Origin of the sequence: Cupriavidus basilensis, from assembly GCF_008801925.2 — a bacterium.
GTDB lineage: Bacteria > Pseudomonadota > Gammaproteobacteria > Burkholderiales > Burkholderiaceae > Cupriavidus > Cupriavidus basilensis.
In genome coordinates this window covers 1,858,755-1,877,633 of sequence record NZ_CP062803.1, presented here as the reverse complement: position 1 = coordinate 1,877,633, position 18,879 = coordinate 1,858,755, and the positions used below count along the sequence as shown (strand labels likewise).

Here is an 18,879-nt window from a genome sequence, read left to right as displayed (position 1 = left end):
ACGATATAACGGAGGCGGCGCCCCCAACTACGCCAAGAGGCTCGGTTGCGCATGGTCGCTGGTGCGCAATGGGAAGCGCAAAGGGAAGACTGCTTTATGCGCACAATGATGCTGATCGGTTTTGGGCTGGCGACCTGCTTGCCAGCAATGACTTTCGCGGCCTCCACTGCGCCTGTTCCTGGCGAGCGGGCCTTGCGTGAAGAATGCAGTGCCTTTTCTCAAGCGGGAATGCGGGACTGTCTGGCGAAGAATGCCCAAGATAGCCAGAAGGCTTTACGGAACATCGAGGAGGAAGCGGTCAGCGCTCTGTCCAGATGGGACGAAGAAAGCAGGTACGTCAGCCAGGCCAAGGCCAAGCTTGCCGCATCAAACAGGGAGTTTTCCAGGTACCGTGATAGCCAATGTGAATTCTCGGCTTCGCTAAGCGGCGGTGGCGCTGGCAATGCGCATGAGATAAGGCGTTTGGCTTGCGTCTCGGAATTTAACAACAGACGTGCCGAACAACTACGCGATGCGGTGTCTGACTTGCCGCGCAAATAGGCTTGAACGATACGGTCACTTTTGCCGCTTCAGCGCTCCCATGCCGCAAACCGGAACTGACATAGCCGCCCTTCGTCACGCCGGGAAAAAAACCCAGGCTGCCACGGGGATAACAGCCTGGGGCGCGATTGCGGGTTGGAGGGGGTCACCCACTCTGCAAAGGTCGATCATCGGCACATAGGGGTATGCCGACAAACAAAAGTCTAACGAGGTTTCACGGTTCAGGAAATCGGATAAGTCTGATTTTTATAGCGCGTGCAATCGGATAAGTACGAATTGATCAAGCCCGCCAGCATTGCCACATTCCAAGTCCACGCGCGCTTCGAGGTACAGCGCGCGGAATTCGAGCGCCGGGTGTGGGGTTGCGCAGAATCAGACTTGTCCGATTTTCGGCGCATATCGGCGATGCTAATATTGCCCTTTGACCAGCTTCGCCCGGATCGACCGGCGGTGTTGCGTCGCTTTTGCGCTGCAGAGGTGAGCCTTGTCTGATTCCGTTATTCCTTCCCAACTCGATGTGCCGCCACCATGGGGCACGCGCTTCGATATACGCGATACGCTTGCTGCGTACCGTGCCGAGGCCGTCAAGGTGCATCTTGCGGCCACGGCCCCCACCCAGGCGCTGGCGTTGCGCCGCGCGCGGCTGCGCGGGCTGGCCACCGGCACGGTGGGCTGCGGCATGGCCGCGGCGGCGGCGTGGCTGTTGGCGGCGTCGTTGACGGGCCCCGCGCCCGCGCCCTTGGCTGCACCCTTGCCCGCATTCAAGCCTGTGTCCATGCCCGAGTCCTCGTCTGCGCGATCGCCAGCAGCAGATGCCGGGCTGCAAGCCGCTGTGGCCGAGCAGCCGGAAGCCGCGGCTGCCGTGCCCGCCGCGGTTGACTCGCCCGCGCCTGCGGCGCCTCTCCCCGTCCCTTTGCTGGCGGAAAACGCAACCACCGGCACCGCCAACAGCGCAGCCACCAGCCCTATCGCCGCGCCGGTCGAGCACGCCGTAGCCCGCAGGCATTCGTATGCCGAGCCGGTTCCCGCCAGACAAACCGCCGCGCGCAGCGCCAGGGCGCCGGCAGCCTATGACGCGGGCGATAGCGCGGACAATAACGCGAGCTACAGCGCGAACAACAGCGCGGGCTATAGCGCCGGCTACAGGTTGGCCGTGCCTGCGTACGATGCCAGCTCGCGCCCGAGCGCCGTGGCCTATCTGCCGCCCGACTCGCATATCACGTTGCATGAGCACTCGCGGCTGATCGACGAGTAAGGCTGCGGCCTTCCACTTGCGTTGCGCCGAGTTCATCGGCTCGATCCCGGTCGCCGTGGCGGAGAGACTGGCCGCGCGCCAGGCGAAACGCGTGTCCATCCCGGCCAGCATCCAGGCATCGGCTTTTCCAAGCGTCCGCTTCGATTTTGCTTTCGATTTCGTTTTCGATTTCGATTCGCTTAAGCAATGCCCCGTGCCTGGAGACCACGCTGTGTCGTTGAGCACCATGCTTTTCGTACTTGTCTGATTCAAATCTGGCGAATGCATATCTAGAATGGACCGACCGATCAAACTCTCTCCAGGCGCCCCCTTCAACGCGTCCATACGCGCGTAATTATTTTCATTAGCCGATTCAGGTCTGGTGCAATTGGTATTGGGGTGGAGCAAGCCAGACACTCCCTCCATGAAACCGCAACCGACTCGAATTTCCGTCGCCATCCTGGCAGTGCTGTTCCCAGGCATTCAGCTGGCCACGGCAGCAACGGCTTACCCCGGCATCGATCTTTCCACACCTGATGGGGAAAACCGGGTGCTCTTCCCCGGTGACACGGTCACGCATGCTGACGCCGGCGCGGCGGTCAATATCAGCGGCGCCAACAACGCCCTCTCGGGCAACGGCGTGCGCATCCAGTCCGGCATCGCAGGCACGAGCGTCAGCACGCACGGCGTCACCGTCAGCGCTGGTGGCACACTGGCACTGTCCGACAGCAACATCACCGCACTGGGCAGATTCGATGCCAATGCCTTGGTCGTGCGCGATGCGGGAAGCTCGGCGGCCCTGACCGACACGCGGATCAAGACCGAGGGTCAATATTCCCACGGCGTGCAAGCCATCGACGGCGGGCGCGTCGAGATGACCGGGGGCTCGGTTTCCACCCAGGATAGCGAAGCCCATGGCCTGAACGCAGCGGGCACTGGCGCCACGATTGCCGCCCACAAAACGCAAATCACCGTGCTTGGCGAGGGCGCCTCGGCAGTCCACGCGGCGGATGGTGCGAGCGTCGTCCTGGATCGGGCAAAGCTCGATGCCACTGCCACCACGAATCGGGGCGGCAAAGGCATCAGTGTGGACCGTGGCACCGTGACCGCAACCAACACCGACATTGTCTCGGTTCGCGGCACTGGCATTCATGCGTCCGGCGGCAGCGTCTCGTTCTCCAATGGCAACATCGACGCGTATCTCGACGGCGTACATCTCACCAGGGCTAGTGGGCCGGTATTCACCCCGTTTGAAGCCGTCTTGCACGATGTGGTGGTGCATGCCGAGACGGGTTCCGGCATCGACGCAAACGCCGATGGCGTCCATGCCAGCCTGGAACGCGTGCAGATCAGCAGCAATGGTTCGAACGTCGCTGGCATCCGGGTTCCGCGCGAGGGCGTTGTGGTGGCCAAGGCCGTCACCATCACGATGACCGGGGAAAAAAGCATAGGCGTGGACAACCGGGCGGGCGTTGTCACCCTGGACGGCGGCTCGATCAAGACACGTGGCGAAAGCGGGCACGGTATCTACGTGTCCGAACGCGAGGGCGGCGGCGATAGCGGCAGCGGCAGCGGCGCGACGACCACCGCGCGCGGCGTCGCTGTCGAGACCTTCGGCAACGCTGCCATCGGTGTGGTCTCGCGCCTGTCCGGGTCCAACGTCCAGCTGGAAGGTGGCTCGATCACCACCCACGGCCACACTGCCTACGGCATGCTCGCCAACGGCGCGCGCCTGGACGCAACAGGTACCATCGTGCGCACCGCTGGCGACGGCTCCCACGGGCTGATGATGGGCAACCAGGGCGCGCGGGCCAGCCTGGACGGCGTCGACATACGCACCGGCGGCACAGGCGCCAATGGCATCCTAGCCTACTCGTACACGGCCGGCGTCGACAACACGATATCGATCCGTAACAGCCATATCGAGACCGCGAACGGCAATGGCATCTCGGTCGAAGGCAGCGGCCTCGTCGCGAACCTGGCCGACACCACGATCATCGGCAGATCCGGCAGCGGCGAAGGCGCCTTGTTGCACGTGGACGAAGAGCGTCTCTCCTCGCCGGACGGCACCACCACGATCGCCGCGCGCGATGTGCAGCTCAACGCGCAGCGCAGCCACCTGGAGGGTGACGTGGTGCTCGACAGCGGGTCGGCCAGCGTGAGCCTGCGCGACCACTCCGTGCTGACCGGCGCCCTGCGCAACAACGCCAGGCGGACGGTGGACACGATGCGCATCGACGACAGCAGCACCTGGCGCGTGCGCGGCAATTCGGCGGTGGCGCGCCTGGACAATGCGGGCACGGTGTCATTTGCCACCCCGGGCAGCGGCTTCAAGGTGCTGGACGTGACCGGCAACCTCAGCGGCGGCGGCCTGTTCGAAATGCGCACCGACCTGGGCGCCGGCCAGGGCGACCTGCTGCGCGTCGGCGGCACCGTCTCGGGCAATCACCGCGTGCTGGTCGCCAACAGCGGCGCCGAGCCGCAGGCCGGCGGCGAGTCCCTGAGGATCATCCAGAGCGAGGGCGGCCCGGGATCGTTCGCGCTCGCCAACCGCGATCAACTGGTGGACGCCGGCACCTATCGCTACGCGCTGAAAAGCAGCGACACGGTCGGCGGGCGCGCCACCGACTGGAGCCTCGTCAACACCAGCGAGCTGTCGCCGGAAGCGGTGCCCGCGCCAGGGCAGTCCCAGATTGCGCCTGGCCCCGACGACCTGTCCACGGCCGCCAACGCCGCGATCAATACGTCCAGCGCAGGCACCGCGCAAGCGATCTAGTATGCCGAAAACGGCACGCTGGCCAGGCGGATGGGTGAGTTGCGCCAGGACAAGAACGAAGGTGGCGTCTGGGTGCGGGGTTTCGGCGAGCGCCAGAAGCTCGACAACCGCGGCGCCCGCTCGTTCGAGCAGACCGTGGGCGGCCTGGAGGTCGGCGTCGACCGGTCCCTGCCGGTCGAAGGCGGGCGTTGGTACGTCGGCGGCATGACCGGGTACAGCGCGACCGACCGCCGTTTTCGTGGCGAAGGCACGGGCGGCGCCGATAGCTACCACGTCGGCGGCTATGCCACCTGGCTGGCCGATGCCGGCTGGTACGTCGACGGCGTGTTCAAGGCTAACAAGATCCAGCAGAACTTCGCGGTGGTGGCGACCGACGGCCGGTCGGTGAAGGCCGATTCCCACCAGAACGCCATCGGCGTGTCGGTGGAAACCGGCCGCCAGGTGCGGTTCGGTCTCGGTTGGTTCGTCGAGCCGCAGGTGGCGCTGTCGATGCTCCGCGCCAGCGGCGCCAGCTACCGCGCCAGCAACGGTCTGCAGGTCGATGCCGACAGCGGCAATTCGATGCGTTTGCGCGTTGGCTCCCTGCTCGGCCGCCGCATTGCATTGGCCAATGGCGGCACCGTGCAGCCCTACGTCAAGCTGAGCCTGTCGCAGGAGCTTGACGGCAAGAGCACGGTACGCACCAACGGCGTGGCTACCCAGACCGACCTGTCCGGCGGCCTCGCCGAACTGGGCGTGGGCGTTGCCGCGTCACTGGGCACGAACCACCGCCTGTACGCCGACTACGGGTACGCAAGCGGGGCCAGGCTGGACAACCCGTGGTCGGTCGGCATGGGCTACCGGTACAGCTGGTGACCACGGTGACCACAGTGACCACAGTGACCACAGCCCCGTACCCAAGCCCATATCGAGCCAGGATACCAACGCGTGGTTGCGTGAAGTTCCGTGAAATTTCGTATCCGCGACTCTGACATCAGGAAGAAAGGAGAATCCCGAATGCAAAAAAAATTGCAAAAGATAGTGCAACAAAAACACGCGTTGGCTCGCCGTGCGGCCGCCGCCATGCTGCTTGCCGCAGTCAATGCCGGTGCCGCAACATTGGCACAACCCGGCGAGCCTGACGACAAGCGAGCCAGCCAGCTGAGCGGCCTGGTCACAACCATGTATCCCGAGCTGGACGCCTTGTACAAGGATCTGCACGCGCACCCCGAGCTTGCATTCGCCGAGACCCGCACCGCATCGCGACTCGCCGGGGAGATGCGCGCGCTCGGCTTCGAGGTGACCGAGAACGTGGGAAAGACCGGCGTGGTGGCCCTGTACCGCAACGGCCCGGGCCCGACCATCATGGTGCGCACCGACATGGATGGCCTGCCCATGGAGGAGAAAACCTCCCTGCCCTATGCCAGCAAGGCAGTCACCACGTGGAACGGGCGCGAGAGCTTCGTTGCGCATAGCTGTGGCCACGACTTGCACATGGCGACCTGGGTAGGCGCCGCGCGCGCCCTGGTCGCCATGAAGGCCCAATGGCGCGGCACCTTGATGTTCGTGGCGCAGCCGGCTGAAGAGATCGGCGCTGGCGCCAGGGCCATGCTGGCCGACGGGCTGTTCAAGCGCTTTCCCAAGCCTGACACGGCGCTTGCCTTGCACACGGATCCCCGGCCTTACGGCACGGTCAGTTACAGCGTGGGCCCGATGACGTCTGCCGCCAGCGCGTTCGAGATCGTCTTCAAAGGCCGTGGCGGACACGGCTCCGCACCCAACAAGGCGCTGGACCCGGTCATCATTGCCGCGCGATTCGTCACGGATGTGCAGGCCGTGACGAGCCGGGAAAAGGACCCGATGGCATTCGGCGTGATTACCGTCGGTGCGCTCCAGGCAGGAAGCTCGGGCAATATCATTCCCGACAGCGCAGTCTTGCGCGGCACCATCCGCGCTTACGATTCCGGGGTACGGGAATTGCTCGTCGACGGGGTGCGGCGCGTTGCGCGGGCATCGGCAAGCGCGGCCGCTGCCCCTGAACCGGAGATCACGATTACCGACAATGGCCTCGGCGTGGTGAACAGCGAGACGGTGGTCGCACGCGTCGAGGCCGCGTTGCAGGCGGGCCTTGGCAAGGACAAGGTGGCCCGTACACGGCCGCTCACGACCAGTGAGGATTTCGCGGAGTACGGCGGCGAGGGCGTGCCTTCGATGTTCTTCCTTGTGGGAGTGCTTGACCCCGCAGACGTCTCGGCCGCAAACAAGCGCGGCGGCAAGCCCCTGGTGTTCAATCACTCGCCCTACTTCGCCCCGGTGCCCGAGCCGTCGATCAAGACCGGTGTCACCGCCATGAGCCTGGCCGTGCTTAGCCTGCTCGCCGCGCCTTGAACGCGCCTTGAACGCGCCTTGCCGTGCGATGTGCCTGCCGGCCTGCTATCTGCCTGGGGATCATCGCCCTTGCACCGGCTTGCCCAGGTGCTGGGCGAACCAGCTTGCCGCCGCGCGGCTGGTCTGGCCGAAATGCGCCGTGTAGACCGAGTAGTGCCCGCCGCCGAGCAGCAGCAGTTGCTTGGGCTGGTGTGCCTGGTTAAAGGCCTCTTGCTGCAGGTCGGCTGGCGTCAGGCCATCTTCGGTCGCGACGATCATCAGCAGCGGCGTTGGCGCGATACGCCGGATATAGGCACCCGGCTCATAGGCGCGCGCCAGCTCCAGCGAGCGCAGCGTGACCTCGTTGACCCAGGACGGGCAGCGCTGCGCCTCGCCATGCATGTAGTCATACGAGTCGCGGCCGGGATAGGCGACCGGCGCCTCGGGCTCGGCATCGATCATGCGCAGCGTGGCCGGCGGCGCTCCGGCAAAGCGGGCCTCGCGATCCGCCTCGAACGCGGCCTGCAGCGTGCGCGCCTTGTCGTAGCGCAGGCGCCGCTGTGCGGCGGCAAAGCCGCTGATGGTCGGGACCTGGCTGACCACGCACCTGACCCGTTTGTCGATGGCGGCCACGACCAGGGCATGCCCGCCGCTGTAGCTCGAACCCCAGATGCCGATGCGCTCGCGGTCGACCTCGGGCCGGCTGCGCACGTAGGAGATCGCCGCGCGGAAATCCTCGATCTGCCAGGCGGGATCGATCTCCTGCCGGGGCTGCCCGCCGCTGCGGCCCAGCCGCCGGAAATCGAACGTCAGGGCCGCGATGCCCTCATTGACAACCGCCGCCGCGTAATCCTCCAGGTCGCCGCCCGCCACCATCGACCACCCGTGCGCCAGCACCACCGCCGGCACCTGGCCCGTGGCGCCGGCAGGCAAGTAGAACGTACCGCGGATCACGTCGCCATCCAGCGTGAATTCGATCGCTTCAGCCGATCCATTCACGCTCATCCTGTCTTGCGCAGTCTTGCTCAACGCCCTCTCCCTTTGTTCATTTCGCCAGATATTGGCTGAAATAGCCGCGTCATTCTGCCGATGCGCGGTTTTAGGAACAAGTGCTAATATCCCGCCGATCAATCTATATTTCCGATTGATGGATCAAGGAATGCCTGGAGGCATGGATGGACCTGAAGCAACTGGAGTGCTTTCTGGCAGTCGCGCGCGAGCTGCACTTCGGCCGGGCCGCCGAGAAGCTCAACGTGAGCCAGTCGTCGGTATCCGAGGCGGTCAAGGCGCTGGAGCACGCGCTGGGCGGGCTGCTGTTCGACCGCACCAGCCGGCGCGTCGCGCTGACGCCGCTGGGCGAGACCCTGCGCAAGGGCGCGGCGCCAGCGCTCATTCAGCTCAAGGCATCGATCGAGGACTGCAAGCAGCAGGCGGCGGGCAAGCCGCGTTTGTTGAAGATTGGCTTTCTCGGCGGTGGTTTTTATGAGCTGCACCAGCCGTTCGTGACCGAAGCCAAGGCCGCGCACCCCGAGATCGAGCTGGAATTCGTGGAACTGACCTATGTGACGCACTTCGCCGCCGTCAGCGACGGCACGGTGGATGCAGCCTTCTGCCGGCTGCCGCTGGGGGCCGACGGCCTGCGCCATGGGCCCGTGATCATGCGGGACCAGCGCCTGCTGTGCGTGCCGCAGGATCACCCGCTCGCCACCACCGGATTGGTGGATCCTGAGCTGCTGGCGCAGGAGCGGCTGGTGCGCATGGTGCCGGGCTCGGTCAACCAGGAATGGCAGGACTATCACTTCCCGCGCCACACACCGCAGGGCAAGCCGATCGGCGAAGGGCCCGTGATACGCACCATCCGTGAAGCCATTGCTGCCGTCGGCACCAGACAGGCCCTGCTCATGCTGACCAAGCGCGCCGCCAGCTACTACGCGACGCCGCAGATCGCGTTCGTCGAGATCGACCTGCCGGCCATGCCATCGGCACTGGTGTGGCGGGCCGACGACCGCAGACCGATCCTTCAGGAACTGGACGCGCTGCTGCTGCGCATTGGCCGCCGCTACGGCATCGCGCCCGCCTGATCCCGGGCGCAGACCGTTTAGAAGCGGGCCGAGTACTGAAGCATGTAGAAGTTGATGCCGGGGTTCGGCTCCTTGATGCCGGCGTTGGAATAGTGCTGGAAGCGCACCGCCAGTTCCGAGTCGAGCGCGTCGCCGAACCGGTAGCCGGCGGCAATGCGATCGCCAAACTGGAACGCCGTCGAGAATACTTTTGAGTCCGAGATGCGGGTGCGCGACAGCAGGTGCACGCCGGCGCCAACCTCGGCGAAGGGCCCCGAGCGGCCAGCACCCTGAACCCGGAAGATGGGGGTAAAGCCCACATCGCCCATGAGGTTGCTATTGCTGCCATGTGGATTCCATCCACCCACGGAAGCTTCGAGACCCAGGCGAACACGGACTGACCGCGAACTCGTCGCCCAAAGGTCGGTCTTGAGGTTCCATCGCGCCTCCAGGCGTGCGATCGAGGCATCGCCGCCCGCACCCAGTGCTGCCCCAAGACGCACCGGCTCGAACCACGCGGCATCCTCGCTGGCGGGCGCGGCAAGCGCGGCGGCGCTGGCAAGCGCACTGGAAATCAGGACGAAGGAGAAGACAGATCGAAGCATGAAAAAAGCCTTGTGAAGATGAATTCTTGTTGTTGGTGACACCTTGATCGCGTTGGAAGTGAAAACAAGTCAAGAGGATGAGGATTCCATCGGCATGGCGAACCATTCCCCGGCCCGACAGCCCCTCCTGGCTGTACTTCGCGCGAAAAGCCTGCATTATGCGTTCGGCACAAGCGACCGGATAGATACCGCTGGCGCATATCAGCGTCCCAGATTTGGAACGACGTGGACGGAACAGGCGTGCAGCCTGCGATCAAGCGGCGCGCCAGCGGCCTATCGTCAACTTTCGCCCTCCGCCCCGCCCGTTGCGCCGCGACACCGCCTTAATGACACCACCTTAATGACACCGCCTTAATGCTGCCTTAATCCCGAGCGAACTAGTATCTGGCAATCCTTGCGGCGGCAGGAGCCCGTCGCGCCAAGCCTGACGTCGAAGGAGTTCAACATGACAGCACGCCCCAGCTACGCGGCCAGCGCCACGGCGGCCAGCAAAGTGCCGGAGGTCACACTGGCCTTCTGGCTGATCAAGATCGCCGCGACCACGCTCGGCGAGACCGGCGGCGATGCGCTGTCGATGACGATGGGACTGGGCTACCTGGTCAGCACGGCGATCTTTGCGGCGGTGTTCCTGGTGGCGGTCTGCGCCCAGGTGCGCGCCAGGCGCTTCCAGCCGCTGCTGTACTGGGCCACCATCGTGGCCACCACCACGGTCGGCACGACCCTGGCGGACTTCGCGGACCGCTCGCTCGGCATCGGTTACGCGGGAGGATCCACGTTGCTGGCGCTGCTGTTGCTGTTGTCGCTGGCGTTGTGGTATCGCTGGCTTGGCACGGTCTCGGTCGACAGCGTGCATTCGCCGCGCGCCGAGCTGTGCTACTGGGTCACCATCATGTTCTCGCAGACGCTTGGCACAGCGCTGGGAGACTGGACCGCCGACACGGCCGGGATGGGTTACGTGGGCGGCATGGCGATCTTTGGCTCGCTGCTGGCCTTGCTAGCCCTGGCCTACTACCGCACGCGGATCTCACGCACGCTGCTGTTCTGGGCGGCCTTCATCCTGACGCGCCCGCTCGGCGCGGTGCTGGGCGACTTCCTTGACAAGCCCTTGCAGGCGGGCGGGCTGGCACTGGGCCGCTTCAGTGCTTCGGCAGCGCTGCTGGGCTTCATGGCGCTTTGCCTGCTGCTGATGCCGCAGCGGGCCGCGGCCCGGCACTAGCGACCGGCCCCGCAGCCGCTTGCCGTCGGCTTGCTGCCCGCAGCGTGCCCGGGCCGGCATCAGCGCAACGACACCAGCGCGAGCGCCGTGGCCCAGGTCACTGCGGCAGCCAGCACAAGCCCCGCACCGACACGCAAGGCAAAGGCACGCCCGCCCGCGGCAGCCAGCACGATCTTGGTAGCGGTGTTGGCGGAAAAAGCCGCCAGCACCGGCCACACCGCCGCCGCTGCCGACATGCGTCCCGCCGCTACCTGCGCGGCAACCGATACGGTGGCGGCATGCGCGTCGGCAAACCCGCCGGCCACGGCCACCATCATCAGCATCCCGGGCCCGGACCATGCTCGCGTGGCGCCATTGACCAGCAAGAGCAAGGCCATGAGCAGCACGAACCCTGCCGCCACGCGCCAGTCCAGCGAGGGGCCTGCCAGTTGTGCACCGTCCTGTGCGCCATCTTGCGCACCGTCGCGCGCGGCTGGCCTGCGCGCCGCCAGCCAGAGCCAGAACCCGGCATAGAGGCCCATGGCCGTCAGTCCGGCCGCGAGGGGCAATGCCAATGCCTGGAGCGCTGCCGCGCTGGTCGCGGCCAGCAACAGCAGCATCTGCACGAACGTGGCCACGCTGGAAAGCAGCGCGGCCGCCACGGCCGCATCGCGTATATCCGGCGCCTTGCGCACCATCGCCGCCATCGAGCCGATGGTCGCCGCGCTGGAGACGAAGCCACCGAACAGGCCGGTCACCGGCAGGCCCACCCGCTCGCCGAACAGCCGCGTGGCAATATGCCCGGCAGCGCCCATCAGCATCACCAGCATTGCCACCAGCCAGAGCGTGCGCGGGTTCCAGGCGTCGAACGGGCCCATGTAGCGGTCGGGCAGCAACGGCCAGATCACCAGCGCGGCCACCGCCAGCATCAAGGCATCGCTCAGCTCCTGCCGGCTCAACGCGTTGCGCACCAGGCCGTGCAGGGTGGCCTTGCCGTGCAGCAGGATCGCAAGGACAGTGGCAATGCCGGCGGCCAGCGCCGGCTGCGTGACAGCCAGCGCGCCGAGCAAGACCGTGCACAGCAACGCCATCTCCGTGGTCATGCCGGGATCCCTGGCCGCGGTGTGGCGGTAGCCCAGGGCTGCCAGGCCGGCGATCGCCAGCAGGACCGCCGGCAACAACCCGGCGTTGGGCAGGAACGCCCCCAGCGCGCCGCTGACGCTGGCAATGGCAAACGTGCGCAAGCCAGCCGGCGCCTCGGCACCTTCCGCCGCCTGACTGCGCTCCCGCTCCAGCCCGATCGCAAGGCCTATCCCGAGCGCGACGCTAAATGCCACGACCGTGTGATCCATGCCATCCCCCCCGGAAACGGTCAAGCTTACCGGCACCATTGCATCCAGTCTGGACCATGCCTGCGCAACCGGCTTGATGTGCCGCAAGCTTGATGCGGATCAACAAGCGCGGGCGGCACGCTTCTAGAATCATCTGATGGGCGAAACCGTGATTTGCCGTGATCGCGCGACTAGCGTGAGGCATGTCGGCCCGCCCTGAGCGTCGACAATAGTTGGCGGCTCAGCAGCAATCCACGCGCGTTACCGCACTATCGCGTTGCCGCGCGCATCCAGGAGACTCACCATGACAGACCAGACCGACGTCCCCCTCGCATGCGTCACCGCCAATTGCGAGGCGGGCCTGCGCGCGCTGACCCTGATGCAGGAGAGCCGGCAGCGCTTTCTCGAACTCCAGCTCGATGCGGTACGCATGGACATCAAGACCTTGCACGAGGCAGGCGCGCAACTGGCGAATGCCGGCGACTTCGCCACGCTCGCCACCCTGCCGGCGACCTTCCTGCGCAACCAGGCCGAGCATTATGCACAGCGGATGCAAGCCTGGATGAGTCTCGCCATTCACAACCAGACCGCCATGGTGGAACAGCTGCGGGAAGCCGGGGAGACCTGGCAGCGCTGCCAGGCCGCGGCGCTGCAGCAGGCCGGGAGCACCGCCTCGCTGCCCACGCCAGTGCAGGCTATGTTCGAAAAGTTCAGCCAGGCGGCGGCCACCCTGGACGGGACCGCCGCCAGCACCGGCGCCGCTACGCACAAGCGCGCCGCTCATGCCGGCTGAGATATTGCCGAGACGCCACTGAAGCGCCACTGAGACGCCGGCGGGGTGCCGCCGGCCACCGCTTGCCATGCCCGCCTAAAAGTGATCTGCTCCAGCGAGGCCTGGATCGCAACCTGCTTGCCATGGATGCGCAGTTCACGCATGCCCGAGGCCAGCGCCGCGCCGCGTGACGTGCTGGTGCGCATCAGCGCCGCCAGCGTCAACCCGCTGGATAAGATGGTGCGTAACGGGGAATTCAAGCTGCTCCTGAAATACAAACCCCCATTGACGGGAGCTTGAACGGCAAGTGACGTGACAGGGAAGCATGGGGCATGACCCGCGAGACACTTATCGATTCGGCAAAGGGGTGTTGCCGTTCAAGGCAGGAATCCTCGAAAACACGTCAGCCATAAAATCCATGAACACGATGGCCCGCGTGGGAAGCAGTCTGTTGGCCACATAAACCATCTGCACCGGGACGGGCGGAGCCGCATGGTCCGTCAGAATGAACTGCAATCGACCGCTGTTCAGCCCGCCCTCGAACAGCCACGCAGGTCCATGTGCCACGCCCAAGCCTGCCGTGACCGCGGCACTCACGGCGTCGGGTGAGTTGACTCTAAGCCTGCCGGAAACCGGGATGTCCGCGTCCCGGAATCGCCAGGTCGCCCCGGACGACAGCAGGGTGTAGATGACGCAATCGTGGTCGCGCAGGTCATCCGGGGTCTGCGGAACGCCGCGTTTGGCCAGGTAGTCCTTGCTGGCGACGAAGACCCGGTCGTACCATCCAAGACGCCGGGCGCGCAAGGTACTGTCCTCCAGGTGTCCGATGCGAATGGCGAGTTCGGTCCCTTCATTGACCAGGTCCACGTATCGATCATTGAGTTGAAGATCCAAGATCAATTGGGGGTAGCGCTCCAAAAAGGTCGGCACATGCGGCAACACAAACGCGTGTGCGAGAGCCGTAGGACAGGCTACACGCAAGAGCCCCGATGGCTCGACGTTGTTCCTGAAGGATGATTCGGATTCCTCCACCGCATCCAGGATGCCTCGGATGTCCGCATAGTAGCGTTCGCCCTCCGGCGTCAAAGATAGCTTTCGCGTAGACCGATGGAGCAAGCGCGTCTGCAAGTGATCCTCCAGAGCCGCCACATAGCGGCTGACATTGGGTTGCCCCAGCCCTAGATCGCGCCCTGCCGCCGAAAAGCTCCCGGTTTCTACGGCACGCGCGAAGCATGTCATCAAAAGGAATCGATCCACGCTTTCACCTCAATTCATGCTGAATTTGCATGAATGATATACGAACAGACAATCTTATGTAGATTTCTGCATGAGCGCATATTTCTCCCTGTCGACCGCGGTGGTCGTCATTCACCGGAGAATTCAAATGTCGCGCTTGCAAGGTAAACGTACCCTCATCACTGGCGGCACCAGTGGCATCGGGCTGGAAACGGCAAAGCAGTTTCTGGCGGAAGGCGCCCGCGTGATCGTCACTGGCGTCAATCCCGATACGATTGCAAAGGCACAAGCCGAACTGGGCCCGGAAGTTCTGGTGCTGCGCGCTGACTCGGCCAGCGTTGGAGCACAAAAAGAACTGGCACAAGCCATCAAGGACCAATACGGACAATTGGACGTTGCCTTCCTCAATGCCGGCGTATCCGTCTGGCTGCCTATCGAAGAGTGGACGGAGGAGATGTTCGACCGTTCTTTCGACATCAACGTCAAAGGTCCCTACTTCCTGATGCAGGCACTGCTCCCGGTCTTCGCAAATCCTGCGTCAGTCGTACTGACCACCTCCGTGAGCGCGCATGCCGGCGCGGACCGCTCGTCCGTGTATGCCGCCACGAAGTCCGCCTTCCTGAACATGTCGAAGACGCTTTCGACGGAATTGCTGGGCCGCGGCATCCGTGTCAACGCAGTGAGCCCCGGACCGGTCGAGACTCCGTTGTACGACAAGCTCGGGATTCCGGACGCGTATCGCGAGCAGCTCAACAAAGAGATTGCGGCAAGCATTCCGCTTGGGCGCTTCGGTACGTCCGACGAAGTGGCCAAAGCCGTGCTGTATCTGGCTTCCGACGAGTCGCGCTGGACGGTCGGCTCTGAAATCGTCGTTGACGGCGGCCGCTTGCTGAATGGTTAAGCGCGTAGCCCAGGAATTGGGCGAATTCCGTGCCACGGTTTCTGTTTGATAAACCATCCAGGGCCACAAGACTCAATGAACAATTGGCCAGGCTAAGCCGTTGCACGATTTTGTCTCTCGTCTGCGCGTAGCTCGCCGCTTAGCCAATCGATCAACCGCTTGGTCTCGGAACGCTCCGTCAGGTGCGAGGCCACCCAAATCGTGAGTCTGTTGGGCCCGGCAACGAAGCCGAACGGCGCAACCAAAGTGCCGCTGTTCAGGTCGTCCTGAACCAGCATGCGCGGTACGTTGGCGATGCCCAATCCGCATCGAGCTGCCTGGATCAGTAGATAAAAGTGCGGAAAGCCCTCATCTAAGATTAGCTCTCCCATCTCCGGGGCATAACATGCCTTCCATTCCAACCAAGCACGTTCACGCGTGTGTGAATAGATTAGCCGGGCCCGCTGCAAGTCTGAGGTCGTGCGTAGCTTGAGTGTCCTTAGATATTCGGGTGAGCAGACAGGGCCTACCCATTCACTGCAGATATCTGTGCGGATGACATCCCGCGGCGGTTCCTGCGACGACAAGCGAATGGCTACGCTTACCTTGTCGCGCGTGAAGTCGAGGGGCCCGGACGTCATGTGGTACTGCAGGAGCACGTCAGGATTCTTCTGTTGGAAGCTGGACAGTCTGGGCAGTACCCAGTACATCATGATGGACGTTGAGCACGCGAGCGTCAGCGGCCCAGGCTTAAGCTGATCGACGCTGCTTTGGATTTCATCAAAGCCACGCTTCAAACCGGCAGCTAGACGCTGGCCTTCCGGCGTAGGTTCTGCGCCTTGGGCCGTACGCCGCAGCAGGGATATCCCGAAGGTTTCCTCGAGCATGCGGACTTGGCGGCTGACGGCACCATGGGTAACAGCCAGTTCCTCTGCAGCGGCGCTGAAACTGCCATGCCGCGCGGTAGCCTCAAAGGCGCGCAATGCATTCAATGAAACGCGTGGGGCAACCATACATCCTCTCCTTCCATAAAAAAACGGACGACTCGCTGCGCGGCTAACGATGTGAGTTTTTCTCACAGGATGAGAAATTATATCGCTTGCTGCACCCTGCTCGCCTACCTAAGATCGTCTCATCCACGAACTTCGGTGTCACGATTGCCCGGCAACTGCTGGGAGAAAAAATCAGAGGAACCCATGACTATTACCGCTGCACGCGCCGAGTTTACTGCTCGGTATTTCGTTGAGAGTTCGCTTCCCGCCGAGAAGATTGCACAAGTCATCGCCGGCGAGCAATCAAGTGGCACCTTTTTGACGCTGCCCGGCGAAACTGCCCAGCTCAAGGAACGCTCCCGCGCCCGTGTCGTGAATATCCATTCATTACCGCCAACGCTAGAGCCTTCACTGCGGAGCGCCTATATCGAACGCCGCGGCAGCCAGGGCGTATTTCACCGCGCCGAAATTGAGATCGCTTTCCCGATCGAAAATGTTGGTCCCAATCTGCCGGTGTTGCTCGCAACCTTGGCCGGCAACTTGTTCGAGTTGGGGGAAGTCACTGGTCTGCGCCTGCTTGACCTGGATATGCCGGTGGACTATGCGTCTCAATTTCCGGGACCCGCATTCAGCATCGAAGGCACCCGCCGCCTGGCGGGCGTTCATGGCAGGCCAATGATCGGTACCATCGTCAAGCCCAGCATCGGGCTCACCGCGGAACAGACTGCCGCGATGGTTGACGAACTCTGCGGTGCTGGCATCGACTTCATCAAAGATGATGAGCTGATAGCCAATCCGCCGTACGAACCGTTCGAGCGCCGCGTGGCGGCTGTGATGTCGGCGCTGCACAAACATGCCGACCGTCTGGGGCGCATGCCGATGTACGCGTTCAATATCTCGGGCTCGATCGATGACATGCTGCGCCAGCACGATACGGTCCTGCAGGCCGGCGGCACGTGCGTGATGGTAAGCGTCAACTGGGCAGGATTCGCGGGCGTGGAACACCTGCGGCGGCACTCACAACTGCCAATCCATGGCCACCGCAACGGCTGGGGCAGCCTGACGCGCCATCCCTCGCTCGGCTTTAGCTTTAACGCCTACCAGAAGCTTTGGCGCCTGGCCGGCGTCGATCATCTGCATGTCAACGGCTTGCGCAGCAAATTTTGGGAGCCGGATGAGTCGGTGCTGTGCTCTGCGCGCGCCTGCCTGTCTCCATTTGCCGGTGTACCGGCAGTCATGCCGGTGTTCTCATCGGGACAATGGGCCGCCCAAGCGCCGGATATGTATCGGCAGCTGCAATCGACGGACCTGATGCATCTCGCCGGCGGCGGCATCATCGGCCACCCGGACGGCATTCGTGCCGGCGTGGCCAGCATGCGCGAAGGCTGGGATGCCGCAGTTGCGGGGAAAAGCCTTGACTCCGATGCCTTAACCCACCCGGCGCTCGCCCGCGCCCTCTCTCACTTCGGGCGGATGTAAAGCATGGATGCCAAGTCACAGCTGCGCCTGGCTTTTTACGGCGACGACTTCACCGGCTCCACCGATGCGCTGGAAGTGCTTGCATTCGCCGGACTGCGCTGCGCCCTGTTCCTGAAGCCACCCAGCGTCGAGACGCTTAACGCACTGGGCTCGTTCGATGCCATTGGCGTCGCTGGCGACAGCCGTAGCATGTCCCCCGAGGAAATGGATCAAACCCTGCCGCACACCCTGGGCGCGCTGGCAGCGCTACCTGTGCCGTTGGTGCATTACAAGGTCTGTTCCACCTTTGACAGTTCCGCCGCCGTCGGAAGTATCGGCCGCGTCATGGATCTCGCTCGCAAGGCATTCGGTGCGGGCCCTATTCCGATTGTCGCGGCAACGCCTGCGCTCGGCCGGTATTGCGCCTTCGGCCACCTCTTTGCCCGCTCTGGCACGGATGGTCTGGTGTACCGGCTGGATCGCCACCCCATCATGAGCCGCCATCCGACCACGCCGATGTCCGAAGCAGACTTGGCAGCGCACTTGGGGGCGCAAACTCGCCAGGCTATCGCCAACTTCACGCTGCCGCTGTACGAAGCAGGGCACCCAGCGATGGATAGCGAGCTGGCAGGCATCTCTTCGAGCGAGTCAGGCGGCATCGTTTTCGATGGAACTACCTCAGCCCATCTGACGCAAGTCGGACGCCTACTTGAACGTCTCAGCGCCGGCCGCTCCCGTCCGCTGTTCTGTGTCGGCTCATCGGGACTGGAATACGCGATGACCCAATGGTGGCGCGAGGCAGGAAAGGCAGCCGCCGTGGATACCACGCAATATGAATACTTCAAAGCCATCCCGCAGGTGCTCGCCGTGTCCGGCAGCGCTTCGCCACTAAGCAAGATGCAGGTCGACGCCGCCATTGCACATGGATTCGTCGACCTTGCTGTAGATGCATCCAGCCTGGTCGCGGATGAACGATGGGAAGCCGAGTTGGAGCGCCTGCATGGCGAGGCGGTGGCGGCATTGCGTGCGGGGCGTAGCGTCATGGCACATACCGCCCGCGGTCCCGACGATAACCGGATCGCGGCAATGACATCGCTGCTGATAGGACAAGGCATGAGCAAGGACATGGCCAAGCACGTTGGCGGGCGGCTGCTTGCACAGCGCTTAGGCCGCCTTGTCGATGGCGTATTACGTGCGGTGCGCATCAAGCGCCTGCTCGTTTCGGGCGGCGACACCTCCAGCCATGTCACCCAGCACCTAGCGCCCGACGCTTTGGTAGTTGCCGCCCGCCTTGCGCCTGGTGCCCCGCTGTGCCGTGTGCTTTCGGATCAGCCGCATCTTGCCGACCTGGAGATTGCACTGAAGGGCGGCCAGATGGGCCAGCCCGATTACTTTGTCAAAGCTCTACACGGAACTGCACGGAACTGAAGTGTAGAAACACAAAGATGTTATCA

At 64.0% G+C, this 18,879-nt stretch carries 15 protein-coding genes and 1 pseudogene; 10 read left to right on the top strand and 6 right to left on the bottom strand.

Annotation, left to right across the window (positions count from 1 at the left end; genetic code table 11):
• Positions 1–51 precede the first annotated feature (51 nt).
• The 4 genes and pseudogenes from F7R26_RS08550 to F7R26_RS08530 all read left to right on the top strand — a co-directional run bounded on the left by F7R26_RS08550 (position 52) and on the right by F7R26_RS08530 (position 6,917).
• Positions 52–540: a lysozyme inhibitor LprI family protein gene (locus tag F7R26_RS08550; RefSeq protein ID WP_241754463.1), complete on the top strand. Its 489-nt coding sequence runs from the start codon at positions 52–54 to the stop codon at positions 538–540.
• A 484-nt stretch (positions 541–1,024) separates the two neighbouring features.
• Complete coding sequence (locus F7R26_RS08545; RefSeq protein ID WP_150985885.1) at positions 1,025–1,795, top strand: hypothetical protein; 771 nt, start codon at positions 1,025–1,027, stop codon at positions 1,793–1,795.
• A 403-nt stretch (positions 1,796–2,198) separates the two neighbouring features.
• A pseudogene (locus F7R26_RS41585) lies at positions 2,199–5,405 on the top strand (autotransporter outer membrane beta-barrel domain-containing protein).
• Between the two features lie 207 nt (positions 5,406–5,612).
• On the top strand, positions 5,613–6,917 hold the full coding sequence (locus tag F7R26_RS08530; protein WP_241754511.1) for an amidohydrolase: 1,305 nt from the start codon (positions 5,613–5,615) through the stop codon (positions 6,915–6,917).
• Between the two features lie 60 nt (positions 6,918–6,977).
• Here F7R26_RS08530 and F7R26_RS08525 read toward each other — a convergent pair whose 3' ends face one another.
• A complete protein-coding gene (locus tag F7R26_RS08525; RefSeq protein WP_170301865.1) occupies positions 6,978–7,901 on the bottom strand; it encodes an alpha/beta hydrolase in 924 nt (307 codons plus the stop codon).
• Between the two features lie 170 nt (positions 7,902–8,071).
• On the opposite strand from F7R26_RS08525, the gene F7R26_RS08520 reads away from it, so the two are divergent.
• Positions 8,072–8,977: a LysR family transcriptional regulator gene (locus tag F7R26_RS08520; protein ID WP_150985877.1), complete on the top strand. Its 906-nt coding sequence runs from the start codon at positions 8,072–8,074 to the stop codon at positions 8,975–8,977.
• A gap of 17 nt (positions 8,978–8,994) precedes the next feature.
• Here the strand turns inward: F7R26_RS08520 and F7R26_RS08515 are convergent, their stop codons facing one another.
• Complete coding sequence (locus F7R26_RS08515) at positions 8,995–9,561, bottom strand: acyloxyacyl hydrolase (protein WP_150985876.1); 567 nt, start codon at positions 9,559–9,561, stop codon at positions 8,995–8,997.
• Positions 9,562–10,006: 445 nt separating this feature from the next.
• Between F7R26_RS08515 and F7R26_RS08510 the strand changes: the two genes are divergently transcribed.
• Positions 10,007–10,777 (top strand): COG4705 family protein, encoded by a 771-nt coding sequence (locus F7R26_RS08510; protein WP_150985874.1) that lies wholly within the window; start codon positions 10,007–10,009, stop codon positions 10,775–10,777.
• Positions 10,778–10,836: 59 nt separating this feature from the next.
• Here the strand turns inward: F7R26_RS08510 and F7R26_RS08505 are convergent, their stop codons facing one another.
• Positions 10,837–12,108 carry an MgtC/SapB family protein gene (locus F7R26_RS08505; protein WP_150985873.1) on the bottom strand — a complete coding sequence of 424 codons (1,272 nt, stop codon included), beginning with the start codon at positions 12,106–12,108 and terminating at the stop codon, positions 10,837–10,839.
• A 283-nt stretch (positions 12,109–12,391) separates the two neighbouring features.
• Here F7R26_RS08505 and F7R26_RS08500 point away from each other — a divergent pair, with 283 nt between their 5' ends.
• Positions 12,392–12,880, top strand: coding sequence for a phasin family protein (locus F7R26_RS08500; RefSeq protein ID WP_150985871.1), 489 nt, complete (start codon positions 12,392–12,394; stop codon positions 12,878–12,880).
• Here the strand turns inward: F7R26_RS08500 and F7R26_RS08495 are convergent.
• Positions 12,868–13,119: a hypothetical protein gene (locus F7R26_RS08495; RefSeq protein ID WP_170301860.1), complete on the bottom strand. Its 252-nt coding sequence runs from the start codon at positions 13,117–13,119 to the stop codon at positions 12,868–12,870. The two genes, F7R26_RS08500 and F7R26_RS08495, sit on opposite strands and share 13 nt — an antisense overlap.
• An 88-nt stretch (positions 13,120–13,207) precedes the next feature.
• Positions 13,208–14,116, bottom strand: a complete 909-nt coding sequence (locus tag F7R26_RS08490; protein WP_150985870.1) for a LysR family transcriptional regulator — start codon at positions 14,114–14,116, stop codon at positions 13,208–13,210.
• A 127-nt stretch (positions 14,117–14,243) separates the two neighbouring features.
• On the opposite strand from F7R26_RS08490, the gene F7R26_RS08485 reads away from it, so the two are divergent.
• A complete protein-coding gene (locus F7R26_RS08485; protein WP_150985925.1) occupies positions 14,244–14,996 on the top strand; it encodes an SDR family oxidoreductase in 753 nt (250 codons plus the stop codon).
• 92 nt (positions 14,997–15,088) lie between these two features.
• Here the strand turns inward: F7R26_RS08485 and F7R26_RS08480 are convergent, their stop codons facing one another.
• Entirely contained in the window at positions 15,089–15,988 is a 900-nt protein-coding gene (locus F7R26_RS08480; RefSeq protein WP_150985869.1) for a LysR substrate-binding domain-containing protein, read from the bottom strand.
• A 183-nt stretch (positions 15,989–16,171) separates the two neighbouring features.
• Between F7R26_RS08480 and F7R26_RS08475 the strand changes: the two genes are divergently transcribed.
• Positions 16,172–17,446 carry a ribulose-bisphosphate carboxylase large subunit family protein gene (locus F7R26_RS08475; protein ID WP_150985867.1) on the top strand — a complete coding sequence of 425 codons (1,275 nt, stop codon included), beginning with the start codon at positions 16,172–16,174 and terminating at the stop codon, positions 17,444–17,446.
• 3 nt (positions 17,447–17,449) lie between these two features.
• Positions 17,450–18,853: a four-carbon acid sugar kinase family protein gene (locus F7R26_RS08470; RefSeq protein ID WP_150985866.1), complete on the top strand. Its 1,404-nt coding sequence runs from the start codon at positions 17,450–17,452 to the stop codon at positions 18,851–18,853.
• Positions 18,854–18,879 lie beyond the last annotated feature (26 nt).